Genomic DNA, 16,621 nt, shown 5'->3' on the forward strand with positions numbered 1-16,621 from the left:
TGGATTGCCAGTGAGGAGAGGAAAAACCTCTGCCGTTAAACAGTATGATCACAATTCAACCGGTTTGGTTTCAATTGTGTCAGGCTGTTTTGCAACTGCTGTAATGCCTGGCCCGGCTTGTTTTCAAACAAATGCTCAGATTTTTGCCAGTCTTCCGTGAATGACCTGGGTGAATAGGCTATGCCGCTCGTGGCGCGTAATACTCTCTTGCTCGAATAGCGTGTATTCGAGCCGATAAACTGAGAACAAGGTGAGGTAGTCGAAAGCTACCGATCCAGTATATCCGAGGGACGGTCCGTGTGAGCGTGAGCCTAAACCAACTGTGCAACAATGTCGGCCAAGAAAAATTAAAGTTAGCCAACCATTATAACTGAAAAAAAATAAAAACGGCAGTGTGTTAGCGGTTTTTGCGCTAAATATTGGCTGAGAGCATTAGGGAGCACTTACTTTTTATGCAAATGTTGCTTGGGGGAAAATAGTTGGAAAAACAGCAGGATAGAGATGGTGGCGAGTGCTTGTTAGTGTTTTTGCTCATCACGTCCAATATTACGCAGCATGGCTTTTTCCTGCTCAGAGAGTTTTGTGGGTGATGATTTACTGGTTAAATTTTCTATAAAACTTTGCAGTGGTTTATTTTGCTGCCTTTTTTCGAGGTTTGACAGCGCATCTTCAAGTTGTTGTTGGGCAATACTGAGGTTGTCGGGCTCTATATATACAGTGGCGCAGCGTGCGAGTAATTGGCCGATTTCGGTGCCGTGCCAGTGACCAAAAATTTTGTAGCTAGTGGGAGGTGTGCCTGATTGTGCTTCGGTCTGTCGGATAAAATCGGTCAGTGTCTCGAAATGTGCCATCGTGCTGCCTGGTAAGGAGAAAACGAAGGCTATTTTAACAGTGCAGGGGGGACAGATACAGCGACTGTTGAATCAGGATGTTCGGCAATCAGGATGAAAACCAGATTGAGTGTTAAAGTGCTGTAGCTTAACGGTTATTTTTTATATGATCTGGGCATAGATAACGGTTTTTATACCGTTTTATCTGATAGCAGAGAGTCGCTGTTACAGATAGGGTTTGTCAGCAAAAGGGAGCTCAATTGAGTAACGTTGTTATCGCCCTCGGGCGCTCTATGGCCGGTAGTTTACGAGATCTTTTGCCGATAGTACTGGTGATCGCTTTTTTTCAGCTGGTGGTATTGCAGCAACCGGTGCCTGATCTGCTGGGTTTGCTTACCGGCCTGTTGTGTGTGGTGGCGGGTCTGACCTTTTTTATTTACGGCCTGGAGATGGGCTTGTTCCCCATTGGCCAGGTATTGGCCAACGCGTTTGCCCGCAAGGGTAGTCTGTTCTGGTTGCTGCTGTTTTCTTTCTCATTGGGGTTTGGCACTACCGTGGCCGAACCCGCGCTCATCGCTGTTGCCGCAGAAGCCGCCAGTGTTGCGGCAGAGGGGGGGATGATTGAAGCTACCGATGCTGCCAAATCCAGCTATGCCTCAGGGCTTCGCTATACGGTAGCGTTTTCCGTCGGACTCGCCATTGTGGTGGGGGTTATCCGTATTCTGAAGGGCTGGCCGATCCACTATATGATCGCCGTGGGCTATATGCTTGTTATTATTATGACGGGTTTTGCCCCCCGCGAAATTATCGGCATTGCGTACGACTCCGGAGGGGTAACCACCTCGACGATTACTGTGCCTCTGGTAACCGCGTTGGGTGTTGGGCTGGCCTCGGCCATTGAGGGGCGTAACCCGATGATCGATGGCTTTGGCCTGATCGCTTTTGCCTCTCTGACACCGATGATCTTTGTCATGGCTTATGGAATGGTGATCTGATGGAAACCCTGTCCCAGCTGTTGACTATTTTATTGTCCACGATCAAAGATGTGATCCCCATTATCGCTATTATCTTTGGCTTTCAGTTACTGGTGATACGTCGTCCCATCCCCCATCTTAAACGGGTTTTGTTTGGCTTTGCCTATGTGATCCTGGGGTTAGCTCTGTTCTTGTTGGGGCTGGATAAAGCGTTGTTTCCCATCGGTGAGTTGATGGCGCAGCAGTTAACCAATCCTGAGTTTATTCGTGGCAGTGTTGAGACCTCCGGGGAGGCCCTGCACTGGTCTGATTATTACTGGGTGTATATTTTTGCCTTCGCTATTGGTGCCAGCACTACCATTGCGGAGCCTTCGTTGATCGCTGTGGCGATTAAGGCAAATGAGGTGTCGGGTGGCGCCATCGGCGTGTGGGGCCTGCGGCTTGCGGTGGCGCTGGGCGTTGCCATCGGCATTAGTCTGGGGACCTGGCGGATTGTCACCGGCTATCCGATTCACTGGTTTATTATCAGCGGTTATATTTTTGTTGTTATACAGACTTTTTTTGCACCAAAACTGATTGTGCCGCTGGCGTATGATTCCGGCGGGGTGACCACCTCAACGGTAACCGTGCCGCTAGTGGCAGCGCTGGGATTGGGGCTCGCCAGTACCGTACCGGGTCGCAGCGCCCTGATTGATGGTTTTGGTTTGATAGCTTTTGCCAGCCTGTTTCCGATGATAACGGTGATGGGCTATGCGCAGATTACAGAGGTTGTTGCCCGTCGGGACAGACGTCGCCGGGAACGTGAAGAGATGGTTAATCAGGAGTAGGGCGGGATTATGCACTTCAAGTTGTTGTTAGTATTTGTTGAAGACTCTAAAACCGATAAGGTGATGAAAGCTGCCCGTGAGGCTGGAGCGACCGGTGCCACTGTGATTAATAACGCTCGGGGGGAAGGCGTCACTAAGACGAAGACCTTCTTTGGTCTGTCGTTGGAAACTCAGCGGGACGTGGTGTTGTTTATTGTAGAAGAGCACCTGAGCCGAAAAATTCTGGAGACGATTTCTGAAGTAGCGGAGTTTGATGAAGAACCCGGGCAGGGGATCGCGATTCAGCTGGATGTGGAGGATGCTGTGGGGGTTGCCCACCAGATTAAAACCCTGACAAATGTCGTCGAGGATGAGATATGAGAGAGCGCAACGTAATCCGGGTACAGGATGTGATGGCCAATGATTTTGCCATGGTCGATGGACTGATCACAATAAAGGCAGCGATTGAGATCTATAAAGAAAAGAAAGTCGCCGCCTTGCTGGTGAATAAGCGCCATGATGATGATGAGTACGGCATCCTGCTGCTTTCAGATATCGCGAAGAAAGTTCTGGCGCAGGATCGTGCTCCGGAACGGATTAATGTCTATGAGGTGATGACCAAACCGGTGATTGGCGTCGATCCACAGATGGATGTGCGTTACTGCGCCCGCCTGTTTGATAATTTTGGTCTGTCGATGGCCCCGGTGCTGAAAAATGGCGAAGTGATGGGCGTGGTCGGTTATAATCAGATTGTGCTGGATGGTCTGTTGACCGACTGAATGTGCTGCTATTGAAAGAAGTGGGATAACAGTCTGTGCAAACCGTTAGTGACGGGCTGAGAGAAGCTGGTCGAGTGCGCTGAAATAGTCGATCAGCTTACTGCTTTTTATACCGCTTGCGACGACCGCTTCTGACGCCATCGGAGTCATATCGCTGTTCTGTGGTAGCGGTTGGGCGAGGGCAATCATCTGCCGAAAGCGCGGCACCATGATCCACTGCACCCACTGCCAGAAGCTCAGGGTGTCAATGCAGAACGGTTGCAGGCTTTGCAGTGCTGAGTCTGCAGGCGGTGTTGCGGACCAGAGTGACCAGGCCCGCATCTCCGCTTCTATTTTGACTAATAGCTGATCCAGCTCTGCATGCTGTTGCATTAACGTTGACGCGCCTGCTTTAGCGTATCGGCGATCAGGAACGCCAGTTCCAGCGCCTGATCGGCGTTGAGACGTGGGTCACAGTGGGTGTGATAACGATCGGCCAGACCCTCTTCGGTGATCTGGAAAGCCCCGCCGACACACTCAGTCACGTTCTGCCCCGTCATCTCAAAGTGTACCCCACCGGCATAGGTGCCTTCGGCGCGATGGACTTCGAAGAAGCCCTTCATCTCTTGCAGAATGCTGTTGACGCTGCGGGTCTTATAGCCGCTGCTGGCTTTGATGGTGTTGCCATGCATCGGGTCTGAACTCCAGACAACATCGCGCCCTTCTTCTTTCACCTTGCGTACCAGTGCCGGCAGAATCTCGGTGATATTGTCAGCGCCCATACGGCTGATCAGGGTCAGTCGGCCTGGCAGATTGTCCGGGTTAAGGGCGTCGATCAGGCTGATCAGTTCATCCGGCTTCATGCTCGGCCCAACTTTTACGCCGACCGGGTTTTCAACCCCACGCAGGAATTCTATATGCGCACCGTCCAGTTGTCGGGTTCGGTCGCCGATCCACAGCATATGCGCAGAACAGTCGTACCAGCGATTGGTCAGGCTGTCCTGACGGGTGAGTGCCTGTTCGTAGTTCAGCAGCAACGCTTCATGGGAGGTATAAACCGTGGTTTCTCTTAACTGCGGGACACTGTCACTGCTGATACCACAGGCTTCCATAAATGCCAGGGTATCGTCGATCTGATCAGCCAGATGCTGATACTTCTCACCTAATGGGCTTTGCTGAACGAAGCCAAGGTTCCATTGATGTACCTTGTGCAGATCGGCAAAACCACCCTGCGCAAACGCGCGCATCAGGTTAAGCGTTGAGGTGGCCTGATGGTAGGCACGGATAAGCCGTTGCGGATCAGGTTCTCGAGATGCCGCATTAAAGGCGATATCGTTGATGATATCGCCACGGTAACTCGGTAGTTCTACGCCATCGATCACTTCAGTACCGGTGGAGCGGGGTTTGGCATACTGACCCGCGATGCGGGCAACCTTGACCACCGGACAGCTGCCGGCAAAGGTCATCACCACCGCCATCTGTAGTAGCACCTTGAAGGTGTCACGGATATTGGTGGCACTGAACTCGGCAAAACTTTCAGCACAGTCGCCGCCCTGCAGTAGAAATGCTTTTCCTGCGGTCACCTCAGCCAGTTGCTGGTGCAGGGAACGCACTTCACCGGCAAATACCAGCGGTGGCATCTTCGCCAGTTCAGTTTCTACCTGACGGACCGCTGCACTATCCGGGTATACAGGTTGCTGTAGAATAGGGTTGTTTTTCCAGCTGTCTGGAGACCAGTTTTCCATCAATACATACCGCTTTGCAAGGAGGCTATTTTAAGGGCGTCTATAAAAAGAGGCATAGTTTAACGTTGTTCGTCTTTTCAGGTAAGGCCTGAGGGTTGAATTAGCGCTTATTGTGTCTTCTGAGTAAGATAACCCCAGCCATCCTATTGAGGTGTGCCGATGGTTTGATAGTGCAGCCATAGTAAACAAGAACAACAGTAAGGTAGATTGAAATTATGTCAGAGCAGGATAAACAGAACGGTTTGAAGGTGCGCACTGAGGTGATGGGCGAGTCATTTGTCGCCCGGGCGCAGGCGAATACAACGGAGCTGACCGAACCCTTACAGGATTGGATCAATGAGCATGCCTGGGGCTCAACCTGGCAACGAGACGGGTTACCGCGCGCTACCCGCAGTTTGGTCACCATCGCCATGCTGGCAGCACTGAAGGCGCCTGCTGAGCTGAAAGGGCATGTGCGCGGGGCGCTCAATAATGGTTGTACTCCCCGGGAGATTCAGGAGGTGCTGCTGCACTCTATCGTTTACTGCGGTGCTCCTGCGGCTCAGGAAGCGTTTCGGGCTGCGCAGGAGGTGCTGGATGAGTGGCAGCAGACTACCGCAAAGCCGGATCAGGTCTAACCAAATGCCTGAATAATCGGTCTTAACTGTTCGATCAGCTGGTTGGGAAACTGTCGATAATCGGGGTAGGGGGTGAGGATAATATTGTCACGCCGAAACACTCTGCCGCTTGCTTCCAGTGGTGAGAATGTCTGCGGGTCTAATCCCAGCCGCTGCCAGCTGGCTTTGCCCGCAACAATATGTAGCTTAGTTCCGGGTAGCAGGTGATCGGTGAAAATGATCGCTTCATGTTGCGTCAGCAGTTGTTGGTCACGATAGTCTCGCCATGCGGATTCTGTGGATTGCAGTTTCGCCAGAATGATCAGTATTTTGCGCCAGTGGTTGCCGTTTAACTCACAGAGTCTGGCGTAATTCAGAGGGGTCTCTGTATCAACAATGGGTGGTGAAGGCAGATAGAGCAGCGTCGATGCGCTGTCAGGATTACCGAGCACATCCATCAGGCAGACTTAATACCACTCAGATTGCGGAAGGTGATCTCTTTTGCGGTATTGAGGAAGTCCACCATAAAGTCTGAATCTTTCTGGTCTTCGCGAATGGCCGCATAGAGGGTGCACCAGACCCCTTTGTCGCCGAGTGGGCGGGAGGTGATATATTCCTGTTCGATATACTGGTGAATCGCCCAGTTTGGCAACGCCGATACTCCGCGGCCACTGGCAACCAACTGCATTATCATCACCGTCAGCTCCGAGGTGCGAACTTCATCGGGTTCAATGCCAGCAGGGTCAAGGAAGTGTTTGAAGACATCCAGACGATGCTGTTCAACCGGGTAGGTGATCAGGGTCTGGTGTTCAAGGTCCTGCGGCTGAATTGCCCGGCGGGCAACCAGTTGATGCTGCTTACTCATCGCTAACACCGACTCATAACTGAACAGCGGTATATAGGCGATGCCGGTGCGCACTTCCGGGTCGGCGGTAATCACCAGGTCGATATCCCCGCGCGCCAGAGCCGGCAGGGGTTGGAAACTGAAGCCGGTGGTCAGATCCATCTCCACTTCCGGCCAGTTTTGGCGGAAATGGTCAATGGTGGGCATTAGCCAGTCAAAGCAGCTGTGGCACTCGATGCAGATGTTAAGACGTCCCGCTTCACCGCCTGCCAGTCGGGCGATATCCCGTTCCGCACTGCGGATCATCGGCAGCACTTCATCGGCGAGGGTGAGGATGCGCTGACCGGCACTGGTAAAGCAGATCGGTTTGGTCTTACGGATAAACAGTGAGCAGTCGAGGCGATCTTCGAGATCTTTGATCTGATGAGACAGTGCCGATTGAGTCAGATGAATACGTTCGGCAGCCTCAACCAGACTGCCAGCATCCCTTAGCGCAGAAAGCGTTTTCAGGTGTCGAAGTTCGATCATGCTGGAATGCCTCAGTTATTGTTGTATGAAGCTGAGTATAGTATGAATCTGACTCATGCGGCATATTTGAATGAGATAAGGCCCGCATTGCTGCGGGCCTGAGAGGAATTCTAACGATACGGGCCGTGAAAAGGCGTTAACGGCCGTTTCAGACGCCGGGTTTAACCAGCAGAAATTCCAATAGCGCTTTCTGCGCGTGCAAACGGTTTTCCGCTTCGTCAAATACCACCGAGCGTGGATCGTCCATCATTTCGGCGCTGACCTCCTCACCCCGGTGTGCCGGCAGGCAGTGCATAAACAGTGCGTCCGGGTTTGCCAGATCCATCAGTTCAGTGGTTACCTGATAGCCTTTGAACTCGCGTTCACGCTGTTTCTGCTCATCTTCCTGGCCCATCGAAGCCCAGACATCGGTGACCACCAGATCACTGCCATGCACCGCCTCTTCTGGTGTGCGGAAGAGGGTTACCCGGTCGCTGTTGGCGGCAACCAGTTCTGGATTGGGGTCAAACCCTTCCGGACAGGCGACCTGCAGTTTAAAATCGAACTGGCGGGCGGCATTAATATAGGAGTTGCACATATTGTTGCCATCGCCGATCCAACTAACGGTTTTACCTTTGATATCGCCCCGGTGTTCGAGGAAGGTCTGCATATCAGCCAGTAGCTGACAGGGATGGTAATCATCGGTCAGGGCGTTGATGACAGGCACCCGGGAGTGGGCTGCAAAGGTTTCGACGATCTCGTGTTCAAAGGTACGGATCATCACCACATCGCACATGCTGGAGATCACTTTGGCACTGTCCTCGGTAGGTTCACCGCGACCCAGTTGGGTGTCCCGTGAAGAAAGGAACAGTGCATGACCGCCCAGTTGCGCCATGCCTGCTTCAAAGGAGACCCGGGTGCGGGTTGATGATTTTTCAAAAATCATCGCCATTACCTGGTTTGACAGCGGTTCGTAAACTTCGCCATTGTTACGGATCTGTTTGAGTTCTACCGCACGTCGAATCAGCTTTTTCAGCTCGTCGGGTGTCAGATCCAGCAGTGTCAGAAAGTGTCTTGTTGTCATAGTTAAGAAGGCCTGTAATATCAGGCCTTAGCTCAGGTTTAGTTATTCGTCAGCCATATAGACTTTTATAATGCGGGATACAGTGTTCACCAGCAGCTCGGCTTCGGTATCACTCATGATCAGGGGTGGCAGCATACGTACAACTTTACCACCACCGGTCACATTCAGGAGTACACCTTTAACCTTTGAGAGAACCGCCAGCTCTGTACCGGCTTCGGTCAGTTCGATTGCCAGCATCAGACCTTTGTTGCGAATCTCTTTAACATAGGATGCATTACCGATCTGATCACGAAAGCCATTGGCAATCTTGTTGCCCAGCTCTGCGGCACGCTGATCCAACTTTTCTTCAGTAATGGTATTCACCACTGCCAGCGCTGCGGCACAACAGAGAGGGTTGCCGCCGTAGGTTGAACCATGGTTACCCGGCCCGAATACCGTCGCCGCTTTGCCGCTGGCAAGGCAGGCACCAATCGGTACGCCGTTGCCCAGACCTTTTGCGGTGGTGACTACGTCCGGCAGGATACCATTCTGCTGGTAAGCGAAATAGGTGCCAGTCCGGCCGTTACCGGTTTGCACTTCGTCCAGCATTAACAGCAGATCATTAGCATCGCAGATATCCCGCAATTGATTCAGGTAATCATCGGCAGGAATAACAATGCCACCTTCGCCCTGGATCGGCTCAACCAGAATAGCAACGACATTGGCGTTGTTAGCGATGATGTTCTTAACCGCAGCAGCGTCATTATAGGGTGCACGTACAAAACCGCCGACCAGGGGTTCGAAACCCGCCTGTGCAGAACGGTTACCCGTGGCGCTCAGTGTTGCCATGGTACGGCCATGGAATGAGCCTTCCATAACAATGATAGTCGGGGTATCAATCCCTTTGCTATGGCCGAATTTACGCGCTATTTTGATAGCGGCCTCATTCGCTTCAGCACCTGAATTACCGAAAAAGACGTTGTCCATCCCGGATATCTGGGTCAGACGTTCAGCCAGACGTTCCTGATTGGTGATGGTATACAGGTTAGACGTGTGGATCAGTTGACTCGCTTGCTCGCTGATGGCCGTGGTGACGGCGGGGTGAGCATGGCCAAGACCGCATACAGCAATACCGCTGAGAGCATCCAGATATTTGTTGCCATCTGTATCAAACAGCCAGCAGCCTTGTCCGTGATCAAATGCCACAGAAAGACGCGAGTAAGTATTCATAACGGGCTGTGTAGACATCTAAGTCCCTCTGTTAATCCCTCTATGTAACGCAAAACGGCAGCGATAATAAGGCTGCCGAACGGAAAACCAGCCATTCTATGTACTTGCCGGGCAATAAGCAAGATAGCGCATAGAACTTGAGATTGAGTAGTGTTGTCCCCATATAGTTTCGAATGCAGTTTTTATCATCAGCGTTTATTATAGTAGTGATATCAGGGCTGATTATTTTCCGGCTATACCCGAGTAAATCGCTCGGGTTTATGTTAGGATTTCTTCATCAATATAGATTAACGCCAGAGATCTGGCGGCCAGTTAAAGCATAGGTATATTTATGAGCGTTATAGACACGATTAAAGAGCAGATTGAATCCAACGATATCCTCTTGTATATGAAGGGTACACCACGTTTTCCACAGTGCGGGTTCTCTTCCCGTGCGTCTGAAGCGATCATGTCCTGTGGAGCTCGTTTTGCATTTGTAAATATTCTGGAGAGTCCTGAGATTCGTGCCGAGCTGCCTAAATATGCAAACTGGCCAACCTTTCCACAACTGTGGATTAAAGGTGAGCTGATCGGTGGTTGTGACATTATCGCTGAGATGGCTGCCAACGGTGAGCTGAAAGAGCTGATCGACTCAATTGCGGTTGCCGACGATTCAGCTGAAGGCTGATACCGTGATTGTATGTCGCTACGATGCTCTTACCGCTGATGTCGGAAAGAGCGATCTGCCGTCATACATCATTAGCTAATTGATTGATAAAGTTTGATAGGCATAGTTTATCGGTTGCATAGTTGTCTTTAATTAGTGTTATAAAGCCACTGCAACTAAGCTATCAGCACTTGTTTTTACACGTTGTGTAAATTGTATTATTTGCATAATCGTTTAACGCTTAACTTAACAATGGAGATATAAAATGGGCGTATTAGTAGGTAAGCAGGCTCCTGATTTCACCGCACCAGCGGTACTGGGTAACGGTGATATCGTAGATGCTTTCACGCTGTCTGAAGCGACTAAAGGTAAGAAGGCTGTTGTTTTCTTCTACCCACTTGATTTCACATTTGTTTGTCCGTCTGAGCTGCTGGCATTCGATCACCGTATTGAAGAGTTTGCCAAGCGTAACGTTGAAGTGATCGGTGTGTCTATCGACTCTCACTTCTCCCACAACGCGTGGCGTAACACCCCTGTTGATCAGGGCGGTATTGGTCCGGTTAAGTACACTCTGGTTGCCGATATGACTCACAGCATCTGTAAGTCTTACGATGTTGAGTCTGAAGGCGGTGTTGCTTTCCGTGGTTCTTTCCTGATCGACGAAGATGGTCTGGTACGTCACCAGGTTGTTAACGATCTGCCACTGGGTCGTAACGTAGACGAAATGCTGCGTATGGTTGATGCTCTGGCATTCCACCAGACTCACGGCGAAGTATGTCCAGCAGGCTGGACTGAAGGCGACAAAGGTATGGATGCTTCTCCTGCAGGCGTAGCTGCATACCTGAGTGAGAACGCTGACAAGCTGTAATTCTATTAACGCGCAGCGTTGATAGAGCAGTTGCCAGACGTATCGCGACGCCATACTTGCTAGTCGCTGGAATAAAAAAAACCGCCATCTGGCGGTTTTTTTATTCTGAAAGTGAGCTGCAGATAAACGCTCTTTTAGCTTTTTCTAGCAAGCGACGCAGTCGCGTCTAACAACTAGTCACTGCTTTGCTCATTCGTAGCGGTGTTCGATCATCTGCCAGCCACCCAGATCCTTCCAGCGGTTAACGATGGTGCAGAACAGTTCTGCTGTTTTCATCGTGTCGTAGAGGGCGGAGTGGGCCTGTTTTCCATCAAAATCGATATCTGCCAGATCGCAGGATTTGGCCAGCACTGTATGGCCGAAGGCCAGGCCAGCAAGCGTTGCAGTGTCGAAGGTTGAGAAAGGGTGAAAGGGGTTGCGTTTAATATCGCAGCGTTCAGAGGCGGCGGTGACAAAGCCATGATCAAATGAGGCGTTGTGGCCTACCAGAATAGCCCGTTTGCAGTTGTGGGACTTGACTGCCTTGCGGATCGGCTTAAAGATTTTTTCCAGCGCTTCCTCTTCAGGGATTGCGCCACGCAATGGGTTAAACGGATCGATACCGGTGAAATCGAGCGCGGCTTTCTCAAGATTCGCGCCTGCAAACGGTTCTACGTTAAATTCATAGCTTTCATCAATCAGCAGGTTGCCATCATCGTCCATCGTCAGCGTCACCGCTGCAATCTCCAGCAGGGCATCGGTCTGTGCATTAAAACCTGCGGTTTCCACGTCGATTACTACGGGAAGATAGCCCCTGAAACGGTTAGACATCGGGTGCTGGTACTGAGCGCTTCTGTTCAATGCATATCCTTAATGGCCATTTCGATAGCCAAGCTTTGGTAATTACCTGAGGCTAAGTGTAAAGAGTTGACCTGAATTACACAAATAACTCTGCACTACTCTGTTGGGTGGATGGCGGCATGTTAGAATCTAAAGGTTTTAAAGCATGTGCCGATAAAGGAGTGGCAAATTAGTCCCTTACTTTCTGTTGGATTCCGGTTGTTTATGCGTATTGCCGTAGTGTTGCTTTTATCTGTCTGTTCTCTTCCGGTGTTCGCGGTAGGTTATTCTGCATCCCTCGAACAGTCGCGATGGGAGCTGGAAGCCTCTAAGTTCAGCTGCCGTTTGTCGCAGAAGATCCCCCTGTTTGGAGAGGGGGAGTTTAACCAAGAAGCGGGTGAAACGGTGCGTTTTACCCTTAAGCCTCTGCAGGGGCACGGCCTGACCGGTCAGGTGCAGATTATGGAAGCTGCGTCGCCCTGGCAGCCGGGTGCTGGCACACGCGAGATCGGTGAGGTTAAGTTTTCGACGGATGGCACAATCGCGGTACCCACCCGTTACTCGCAGCAGATGCTGGCGAGTCTGTTCCGTGGACGCATGCCGACCTTTTTAGCTCAGAACTGGGCGGAAACCGGGGAGTCGGTGCGCATCGGTCTGTCTGCCGCTAACTTTCCGCCCGCCTATCAGGCGTATGCGGATTGTATTTCTGACTTGTTGCCGGTTAACTATCGCCAGATCGCCCGAACCGCGGTGTTATTCCCCTCGGCGCAGTGGCAGTTGTCAGACTCCACCAAAGCACGTCTCGATCTGATTGCGATCTATGTTAATAATGATGATTCGGTGAAGTCCGTATTTGTGGATGGTCACTCTGATGCCCAGGGTCGACGACTGGCCAACCGGGATCTGTCGAAGAAGCGGGCTGAAGCGGTGACTGCCTACCTGGAACAAAAGGGTGTCAGTCCGGACCGTATCACTACCCGCTATCATGGTGAGCGTTACCCGGTGGCACAGGGTAATGACCGCCAGACCCGCGACCGCAGCCGGCGGGTAACTATCCGTTTAGACCGAAATTAACAACGCCCGCAATCAACCGGTTACAGGTATCTATCCCCCCTGTTACTCTGGCGTAATCGTGCTACAATTACGCCCTTTCCTATTTTGGGTATCCGCTAGAGACGATAGTGCTCTCTACGGGCTGATTTTGCGTTTGGAGCCTCTCTATGTCCGACATTAAAAAGGTTGTGCTGGCCTATTCCGGCGGCCTTGATACATCTGTAATCGTGCGTTGGTTACAGGAAACTTATAATTGTGAAGTGGTAACCTTTACGGCTGACCTGGGTCAGGGTGAAGAGGTTGAACCTGCTCGCGCCAAAGCTGAAGCGCTGGGCGTGAAAGAGATCTACATTGAAGATCTGCGCGAAGAGTTTGTCCGTGACTTCGTTTTCCCGATGTTCCGCGCCAATACCATTTACGAAGGCGAGTACCTGCTGGGTACCTCAATTGCCCGTCCTCTGATTGCCAAACGACTGATCGAAATCGCCAACGAAACCGGTGCTGATGCGATCTCTCATGGTGCAACCGGCAAGGGTAACGACCAGGTGCGTTTCGAACTGGGTGCTTATGCACTGAAGCCGGGTGTAAAAGTTATCGCGCCATGGCGTGAGTGGGATCTGACATCCCGCGAAACCCTGATGAACTACTGTAAAGAACGTAATATTCCGGTAGATTTCTCCAGCAATAAGAAGAAATCTCCGTACTCTATGGATGCCAACCTGCTGCACATCTCCTATGAGGGTGACATTCTGGAAGATCCGTGGGCTGAGGCTGAGGCTGATATGTGGCGTTGGTCTGTTTCCCCTGAGGAAGCACCGGATCAGGCGACCTATCTTGAACTGAGCTACGAGAAGGGCGACATCGTTGCCATCGATGGTAAGCCGATGAGCCCTGCAACCGTACTTGAGTACCTCAACAAGGTCGGTGGTGAAAACGGTGTGGGTCGTCTGGATATCGTTGAAAACCGTTTTGTTGGTATGAAGTCTCGTGGCTGTTATGAAACCCCTGGGGGCACTATCATGATGCGTGCGCACCGGGCGATTGAGTCCATCACCCTGGATCGTGAAGTGGCACATATGAAAGATGAGCTGATGCCACGTTATGCTAAGACTATCTATAATGGTTTCTGGTGGTCAGAAGAGCGCAAGATGATGCAGCAGATGATTGACTTCTCTCAGCGCAATGTGAATGGCGATGTTCGCCTGAAGCTTTATAAAGGCAATGTTATTGTTGTCGGTCGTCGCTCTGAAAACAGCCTTTTCGATGAGAGTATCGCGACGTTTGAAGACGATGCAGGCTCTTACGATCAGAAAGATGCGGCGGGCTTTATTAAGCTGAATGCGTTACGCATGCGTATCGCCGCCAGCAAAGGTCGTGATCTGCTCAACGGCTGATTTTGGAATATTTGAAAGAGCCCTGATATGTACCCATATCGGGGCTTTTTTGTCTCTATCCTGCTTTGATAATTGCCTGATTTATATGATACTTTGATAAATTCCATCCTGATGTAGAGCCTATGGAAATCAGCTACTCGGATAAAAAAGTTCTGATTGTTGATAACCGCCTGGAAGATCTTGGAGAACTCAAGATGATTCTGGGCAGCATGGGTGTGGCTGAAATTCAGGTTGCCTCCTCTGTAAATATGGCGCTGGTGCTGTTGCGTGAGAAACATTACGACATCTGTTTTGTGCTGTTTGATCTGGGCAAGGATCATAAAAATGGTTTGCAGCTGATTCAGGAAGCAACCGCTGAAGGGATTCGTCAGTACTCCACTATTTTTACCCTGATTGTCGATCCTGAGCGATCTAAATTACTATTTGGATCGCTGGATAGCTCTCCTGACACCTATATCTCTAAACCCTATTCAGAACCGAAAGTGCGTTTTCGCTTAGAAAAAATTATGCGCGTTAAGCAGGTTGTACGGCCGCTTGATGAGTTACTGGATCAGGGGCGGATGCCAGAGGCTCTGCAGATGTGTGATCAGCTGACTCAGAGTTACCCCGCACTAAAGCTCTATATTCATCGGTTACGGGGGATTGTTCTGCTTGAAGAGGGGTGTTATGCCCAGGCGGAACAGTTGTTTGATTCGATTGTGGCTCAGCGAGTTCAGCCCTGGGCCAGAGTTGGTCAGGGGGTGGCGTTGTGCCGTCTGGGTGATTATCTGAATGCCCGGCAGGTTTTGCAGCAAGTGATCGATGAGTCCCATTTTTGTGTAGAGGCCTATACCTGGCTGGCCCGGACATTTCGCGCACTGGGTGAGCGGGGCGAGGCGATCGGCCTGCTACGTAAAGCGGTTATGTTGCAGCCTACGGTGCCTGAACTATTGGGTGCGCTTGGCAGTCTGGCAGCGCAGAATCAGGAATGGAATGTAGCGGTAGAAGCTTACAGCAATGCCATTCGACACGCCCGGCAGAGCTGTTTTCAGTCTGATGATTACTATTTTAGTCTGGTATCTGCGCTGCTGGCGCGGGACCAATTTGACCGGGATATTGAAGAACATGCGATTCGCACGCTTGAAGACGCAGTGCTGGCGTTTCCGGGGGAGCCGATTGTACAGTTTAAATCCCGCCTGATGGTGGCCCAGGTGTATCGCCGTGCAGGGGTTCAGGCGCGGGCTAACCTGGCTGCCCGTAATGCGTTTGATCTGTTCTGTGAGCTGGAGCTGACCGAAAAGGCTGAATGGGTGGAGCCTTTTCTGGAGGGGATGGAAGGTACGTCTGTAGAAGCCGATGCCCAGTCGATGAAGCAGCATGTCAACCGTGACAGTGCCGCGCTGGAATGGGGTAAATTGAACATTCAGGGGATGCTCTCCTACCGCAAGAAGGACTACCAGAAAGCGCTGGGTTTCTTTGTCCGTGCCGATAGTATTCTGCCAAATAATCCCAGTCTGACGCTTAATCTGGTGCAGGCGGCCCTGGAACAGGCCCGTCATCCTGGAGAACAGCGGTCCGAGCTGTTGCTGCAGAGTGATAATGCGCTTTACGGTATTAACTATGGGGCGCTGAGCCTGCGGCAGCAGAAACGCTATTTGTCACTTTCAGATCGCTGTGCCGATATGGTCAGGACGATGGCAGAGGGTAAGCGCGAAGCGGAAGAAAATATCTAGCATCGTCCTTTTGGGGCTGTTGCGTAAATGCCGCTATTCTATCGTCGTATGTCAAGTCATTCTAAATCAGTGTTTTCTTTTGCATCGCGTCCGTCGCTTGTGCCTGATTTCACTCAGTCGAGCTTAGAATAAAATAGAATCATCATCACCGAGTATAGAGTTGTTCATGACCGTTTGATTGTTATCATCGACTTTATAGGCCGAACGGGCCAGCTTCCGCGTCAGTAGTTTCTGTTGAGCGGCTTCAGGCAGATCGGTAAACAGTATGGTTTGTTTTGATATCAACAAGTCGATCAGGTCTTCTATGATACGACTGACCTCTGTGTCAGTTTTATCCAGAAGTTCTTTCGGGCTGTCGGCTTCGCTGTTGCTGGAGAGAAAATGGATCACATCAGGGTCCGCAATGTCGGCTACCGTTGAGTTTTCAACCGGCTGTGCTGATAGTGAAGTTATCTGTCCCTGTTCATCTCTGATTGCATAGAGCATAGGCCTGAGTTCCGCGGGTGTCTGAAGTTGGGTTTTACTAAGCGTTTTGCCTAGTATTTGGTCAAGTATGGAGGGCATTATTCAGGTGGGTCAAGTCTGTACTGACAGATTGGGTACAAAATGGCGGCTGACCTGCATCATGGCCGACGGGGTTCCCGGTGGCCCTGTGATTGCATAATGGGGAGTGGCTATATAAAATCCCCACTCTAAACGAGCTTCCTGAAGGGTTGCAGTGCAGATCATCAAGATCGCGGCAGCCCTTTTTTATTGTACCGAGAGACTATGAAATC

Annotated in this window: 19 protein-coding genes; 10 read left to right on the forward strand and 9 right to left on the reverse strand. The window is 51.0% G+C overall.

Features of this window, described 5'->3' with window-relative positions; translation table 11 throughout:
* Window positions 1–518: 518 nt before the first annotated feature.
* On the reverse strand, window positions 519–851 hold the full coding sequence (locus Q0499_RS21170) for a hypothetical protein (protein WP_299204108.1): 333 nt from the start codon (window positions 849–851) through the stop codon (window positions 519–521).
* Between the two features lie 272 nt (window positions 852–1,123).
* Between Q0499_RS21170 and Q0499_RS21175 the strand changes: the two genes are divergently transcribed.
* From Q0499_RS21175 to Q0499_RS21190, 4 genes are read left to right on the forward strand one after another with little or no spacing between them, the layout of a single operon-like run.
* Window positions 1,124–1,825: a DUF1538 domain-containing protein gene (locus Q0499_RS21175; RefSeq protein ID WP_299204162.1), complete on the forward strand. Its 702-nt coding sequence runs from the start codon at window positions 1,124–1,126 to the stop codon at window positions 1,823–1,825.
* Window positions 1,825–2,631 (forward strand): DUF1538 domain-containing protein, encoded by an 807-nt coding sequence (locus tag Q0499_RS21180; RefSeq protein WP_299204111.1) that lies wholly within the window; start codon window positions 1,825–1,827, stop codon window positions 2,629–2,631. Before Q0499_RS21175 ends, Q0499_RS21180 begins: the two co-directional genes overlap by 1 nt.
* 9 nt (window positions 2,632–2,640) lie before the next feature.
* On the forward strand, window positions 2,641–2,991 hold the full coding sequence (locus tag Q0499_RS21185; protein WP_299204114.1) for a P-II family nitrogen regulator: 351 nt from the start codon (window positions 2,641–2,643) through the stop codon (window positions 2,989–2,991).
* Window positions 2,988–3,389, forward strand: a complete 402-nt coding sequence (locus tag Q0499_RS21190) for a CBS domain-containing protein (RefSeq protein ID WP_299204117.1) — start codon at window positions 2,988–2,990, stop codon at window positions 3,387–3,389. Before Q0499_RS21185 ends, Q0499_RS21190 begins: the two co-directional genes overlap by 4 nt.
* 45 nt (window positions 3,390–3,434) lie before the next feature.
* Here the strand turns inward: Q0499_RS21190 and Q0499_RS21195 are convergent, their stop codons facing one another.
* Together Q0499_RS21195 and Q0499_RS21200 are read right to left on the reverse strand one after the other, a co-directional pair.
* Window positions 3,435–3,761: a YqcC family protein gene (locus tag Q0499_RS21195; RefSeq protein ID WP_299204120.1), complete on the reverse strand. Its 327-nt coding sequence runs from the start codon at window positions 3,759–3,761 to the stop codon at window positions 3,435–3,437.
* Window positions 3,761–5,116, reverse strand: a complete 1,356-nt coding sequence (locus tag Q0499_RS21200; protein ID WP_299204123.1) for a class II 3-deoxy-7-phosphoheptulonate synthase — start codon at window positions 5,114–5,116, stop codon at window positions 3,761–3,763. The genes Q0499_RS21195 and Q0499_RS21200 overlap by 1 nt, the downstream gene beginning before the upstream one ends.
* A gap of 212 nt (window positions 5,117–5,328) precedes the next feature.
* Here Q0499_RS21200 and Q0499_RS21205 point away from each other — a divergent pair, with 212 nt between their 5' ends.
* Window positions 5,329–5,730, forward strand: coding sequence for a carboxymuconolactone decarboxylase family protein (locus Q0499_RS21205; protein WP_299204126.1), 402 nt, complete (start codon window positions 5,329–5,331; stop codon window positions 5,728–5,730).
* Here Q0499_RS21205 and Q0499_RS21210 read toward each other — a convergent pair.
* The 4 genes from Q0499_RS21210 to Q0499_RS21225 all read right to left on the reverse strand — a co-directional run bounded on the left by Q0499_RS21210 (window position 5,727) and on the right by Q0499_RS21225 (window position 9,371).
* Window positions 5,727–6,167, reverse strand: coding sequence for a hypothetical protein (locus tag Q0499_RS21210; protein ID WP_299204129.1), 441 nt, complete (start codon window positions 6,165–6,167; stop codon window positions 5,727–5,729). The two genes, Q0499_RS21205 and Q0499_RS21210, sit on opposite strands and share 4 nt — an antisense overlap.
* Window positions 6,167–7,081, reverse strand: coding sequence for a LysR family transcriptional regulator (locus Q0499_RS21215; RefSeq protein WP_299204132.1), 915 nt, complete (start codon window positions 7,079–7,081; stop codon window positions 6,167–6,169). The genes Q0499_RS21210 and Q0499_RS21215 overlap by 1 nt, the downstream gene beginning before the upstream one ends.
* A gap of 148 nt (window positions 7,082–7,229) precedes the next feature.
* Window positions 7,230–8,144 (reverse strand): ornithine carbamoyltransferase, encoded by a 915-nt coding sequence (gene argF / locus Q0499_RS21220; protein ID WP_299204135.1) that lies wholly within the window; start codon window positions 8,142–8,144, stop codon window positions 7,230–7,232.
* A gap of 42 nt (window positions 8,145–8,186) precedes the next feature.
* Complete coding sequence (locus Q0499_RS21225) at window positions 8,187–9,371, reverse strand: aspartate aminotransferase family protein (RefSeq protein ID WP_299204140.1); 1,185 nt, start codon at window positions 9,369–9,371, stop codon at window positions 8,187–8,189.
* 313 nt (window positions 9,372–9,684) lie between these two features.
* Between Q0499_RS21225 and grxD the strand changes: the two genes are divergently transcribed.
* Window positions 9,685–10,020 carry a Grx4 family monothiol glutaredoxin gene (grxD, locus tag Q0499_RS21230; RefSeq protein ID WP_299204143.1) on the forward strand — a complete coding sequence of 112 codons (336 nt, stop codon included), beginning with the start codon at window positions 9,685–9,687 and terminating at the stop codon, window positions 10,018–10,020.
* Between the two features lie 244 nt (window positions 10,021–10,264).
* Window positions 10,265–10,867: a peroxiredoxin C gene (locus tag Q0499_RS21235; protein ID WP_299204146.1), complete on the forward strand. Its 603-nt coding sequence runs from the start codon at window positions 10,265–10,267 to the stop codon at window positions 10,865–10,867.
* A gap of 189 nt (window positions 10,868–11,056) precedes the next feature.
* Here the strand turns inward: Q0499_RS21235 and rnt are convergent, their stop codons facing one another.
* Window positions 11,057–11,677 (reverse strand): ribonuclease T, encoded by a 621-nt coding sequence (rnt, locus tag Q0499_RS21240; protein ID WP_299204166.1) that lies wholly within the window; start codon window positions 11,675–11,677, stop codon window positions 11,057–11,059.
* A 234-nt stretch (window positions 11,678–11,911) separates the two neighbouring features.
* On the opposite strand from rnt, the gene Q0499_RS21245 reads away from it, so the two are divergent.
* From Q0499_RS21245 to Q0499_RS21255, 3 genes are all read left to right on the forward strand, one after another.
* On the forward strand, window positions 11,912–12,760 hold the full coding sequence (locus tag Q0499_RS21245; RefSeq protein ID WP_299204149.1) for an OmpA family protein: 849 nt from the start codon (window positions 11,912–11,914) through the stop codon (window positions 12,758–12,760).
* A gap of 146 nt (window positions 12,761–12,906) precedes the next feature.
* Window positions 12,907–14,133, forward strand: coding sequence for an argininosuccinate synthase (locus Q0499_RS21250; RefSeq protein WP_299204152.1), 1,227 nt, complete (start codon window positions 12,907–12,909; stop codon window positions 14,131–14,133).
* Window positions 14,134–14,255: 122 nt separating this feature from the next.
* Window positions 14,256–15,845 (forward strand): tetratricopeptide repeat protein, encoded by a 1,590-nt coding sequence (locus tag Q0499_RS21255; RefSeq protein WP_299204155.1) that lies wholly within the window; start codon window positions 14,256–14,258, stop codon window positions 15,843–15,845.
* Window positions 15,846–15,968: 123 nt separating this feature from the next.
* Here Q0499_RS21255 and Q0499_RS21260 read toward each other — a convergent pair whose 3' ends face one another.
* Window positions 15,969–16,331 (reverse strand): hypothetical protein, encoded by a 363-nt coding sequence (locus Q0499_RS21260; protein ID WP_299204158.1) that lies wholly within the window; start codon window positions 16,329–16,331, stop codon window positions 15,969–15,971.
* Window positions 16,332–16,621 lie beyond the last annotated feature (290 nt).

It is taken from the genome of uncultured Amphritea sp. (assembly GCF_937127095.1).
Classification (GTDB): domain Bacteria; phylum Pseudomonadota; class Gammaproteobacteria; order Pseudomonadales; family Balneatricaceae; genus Amphritea.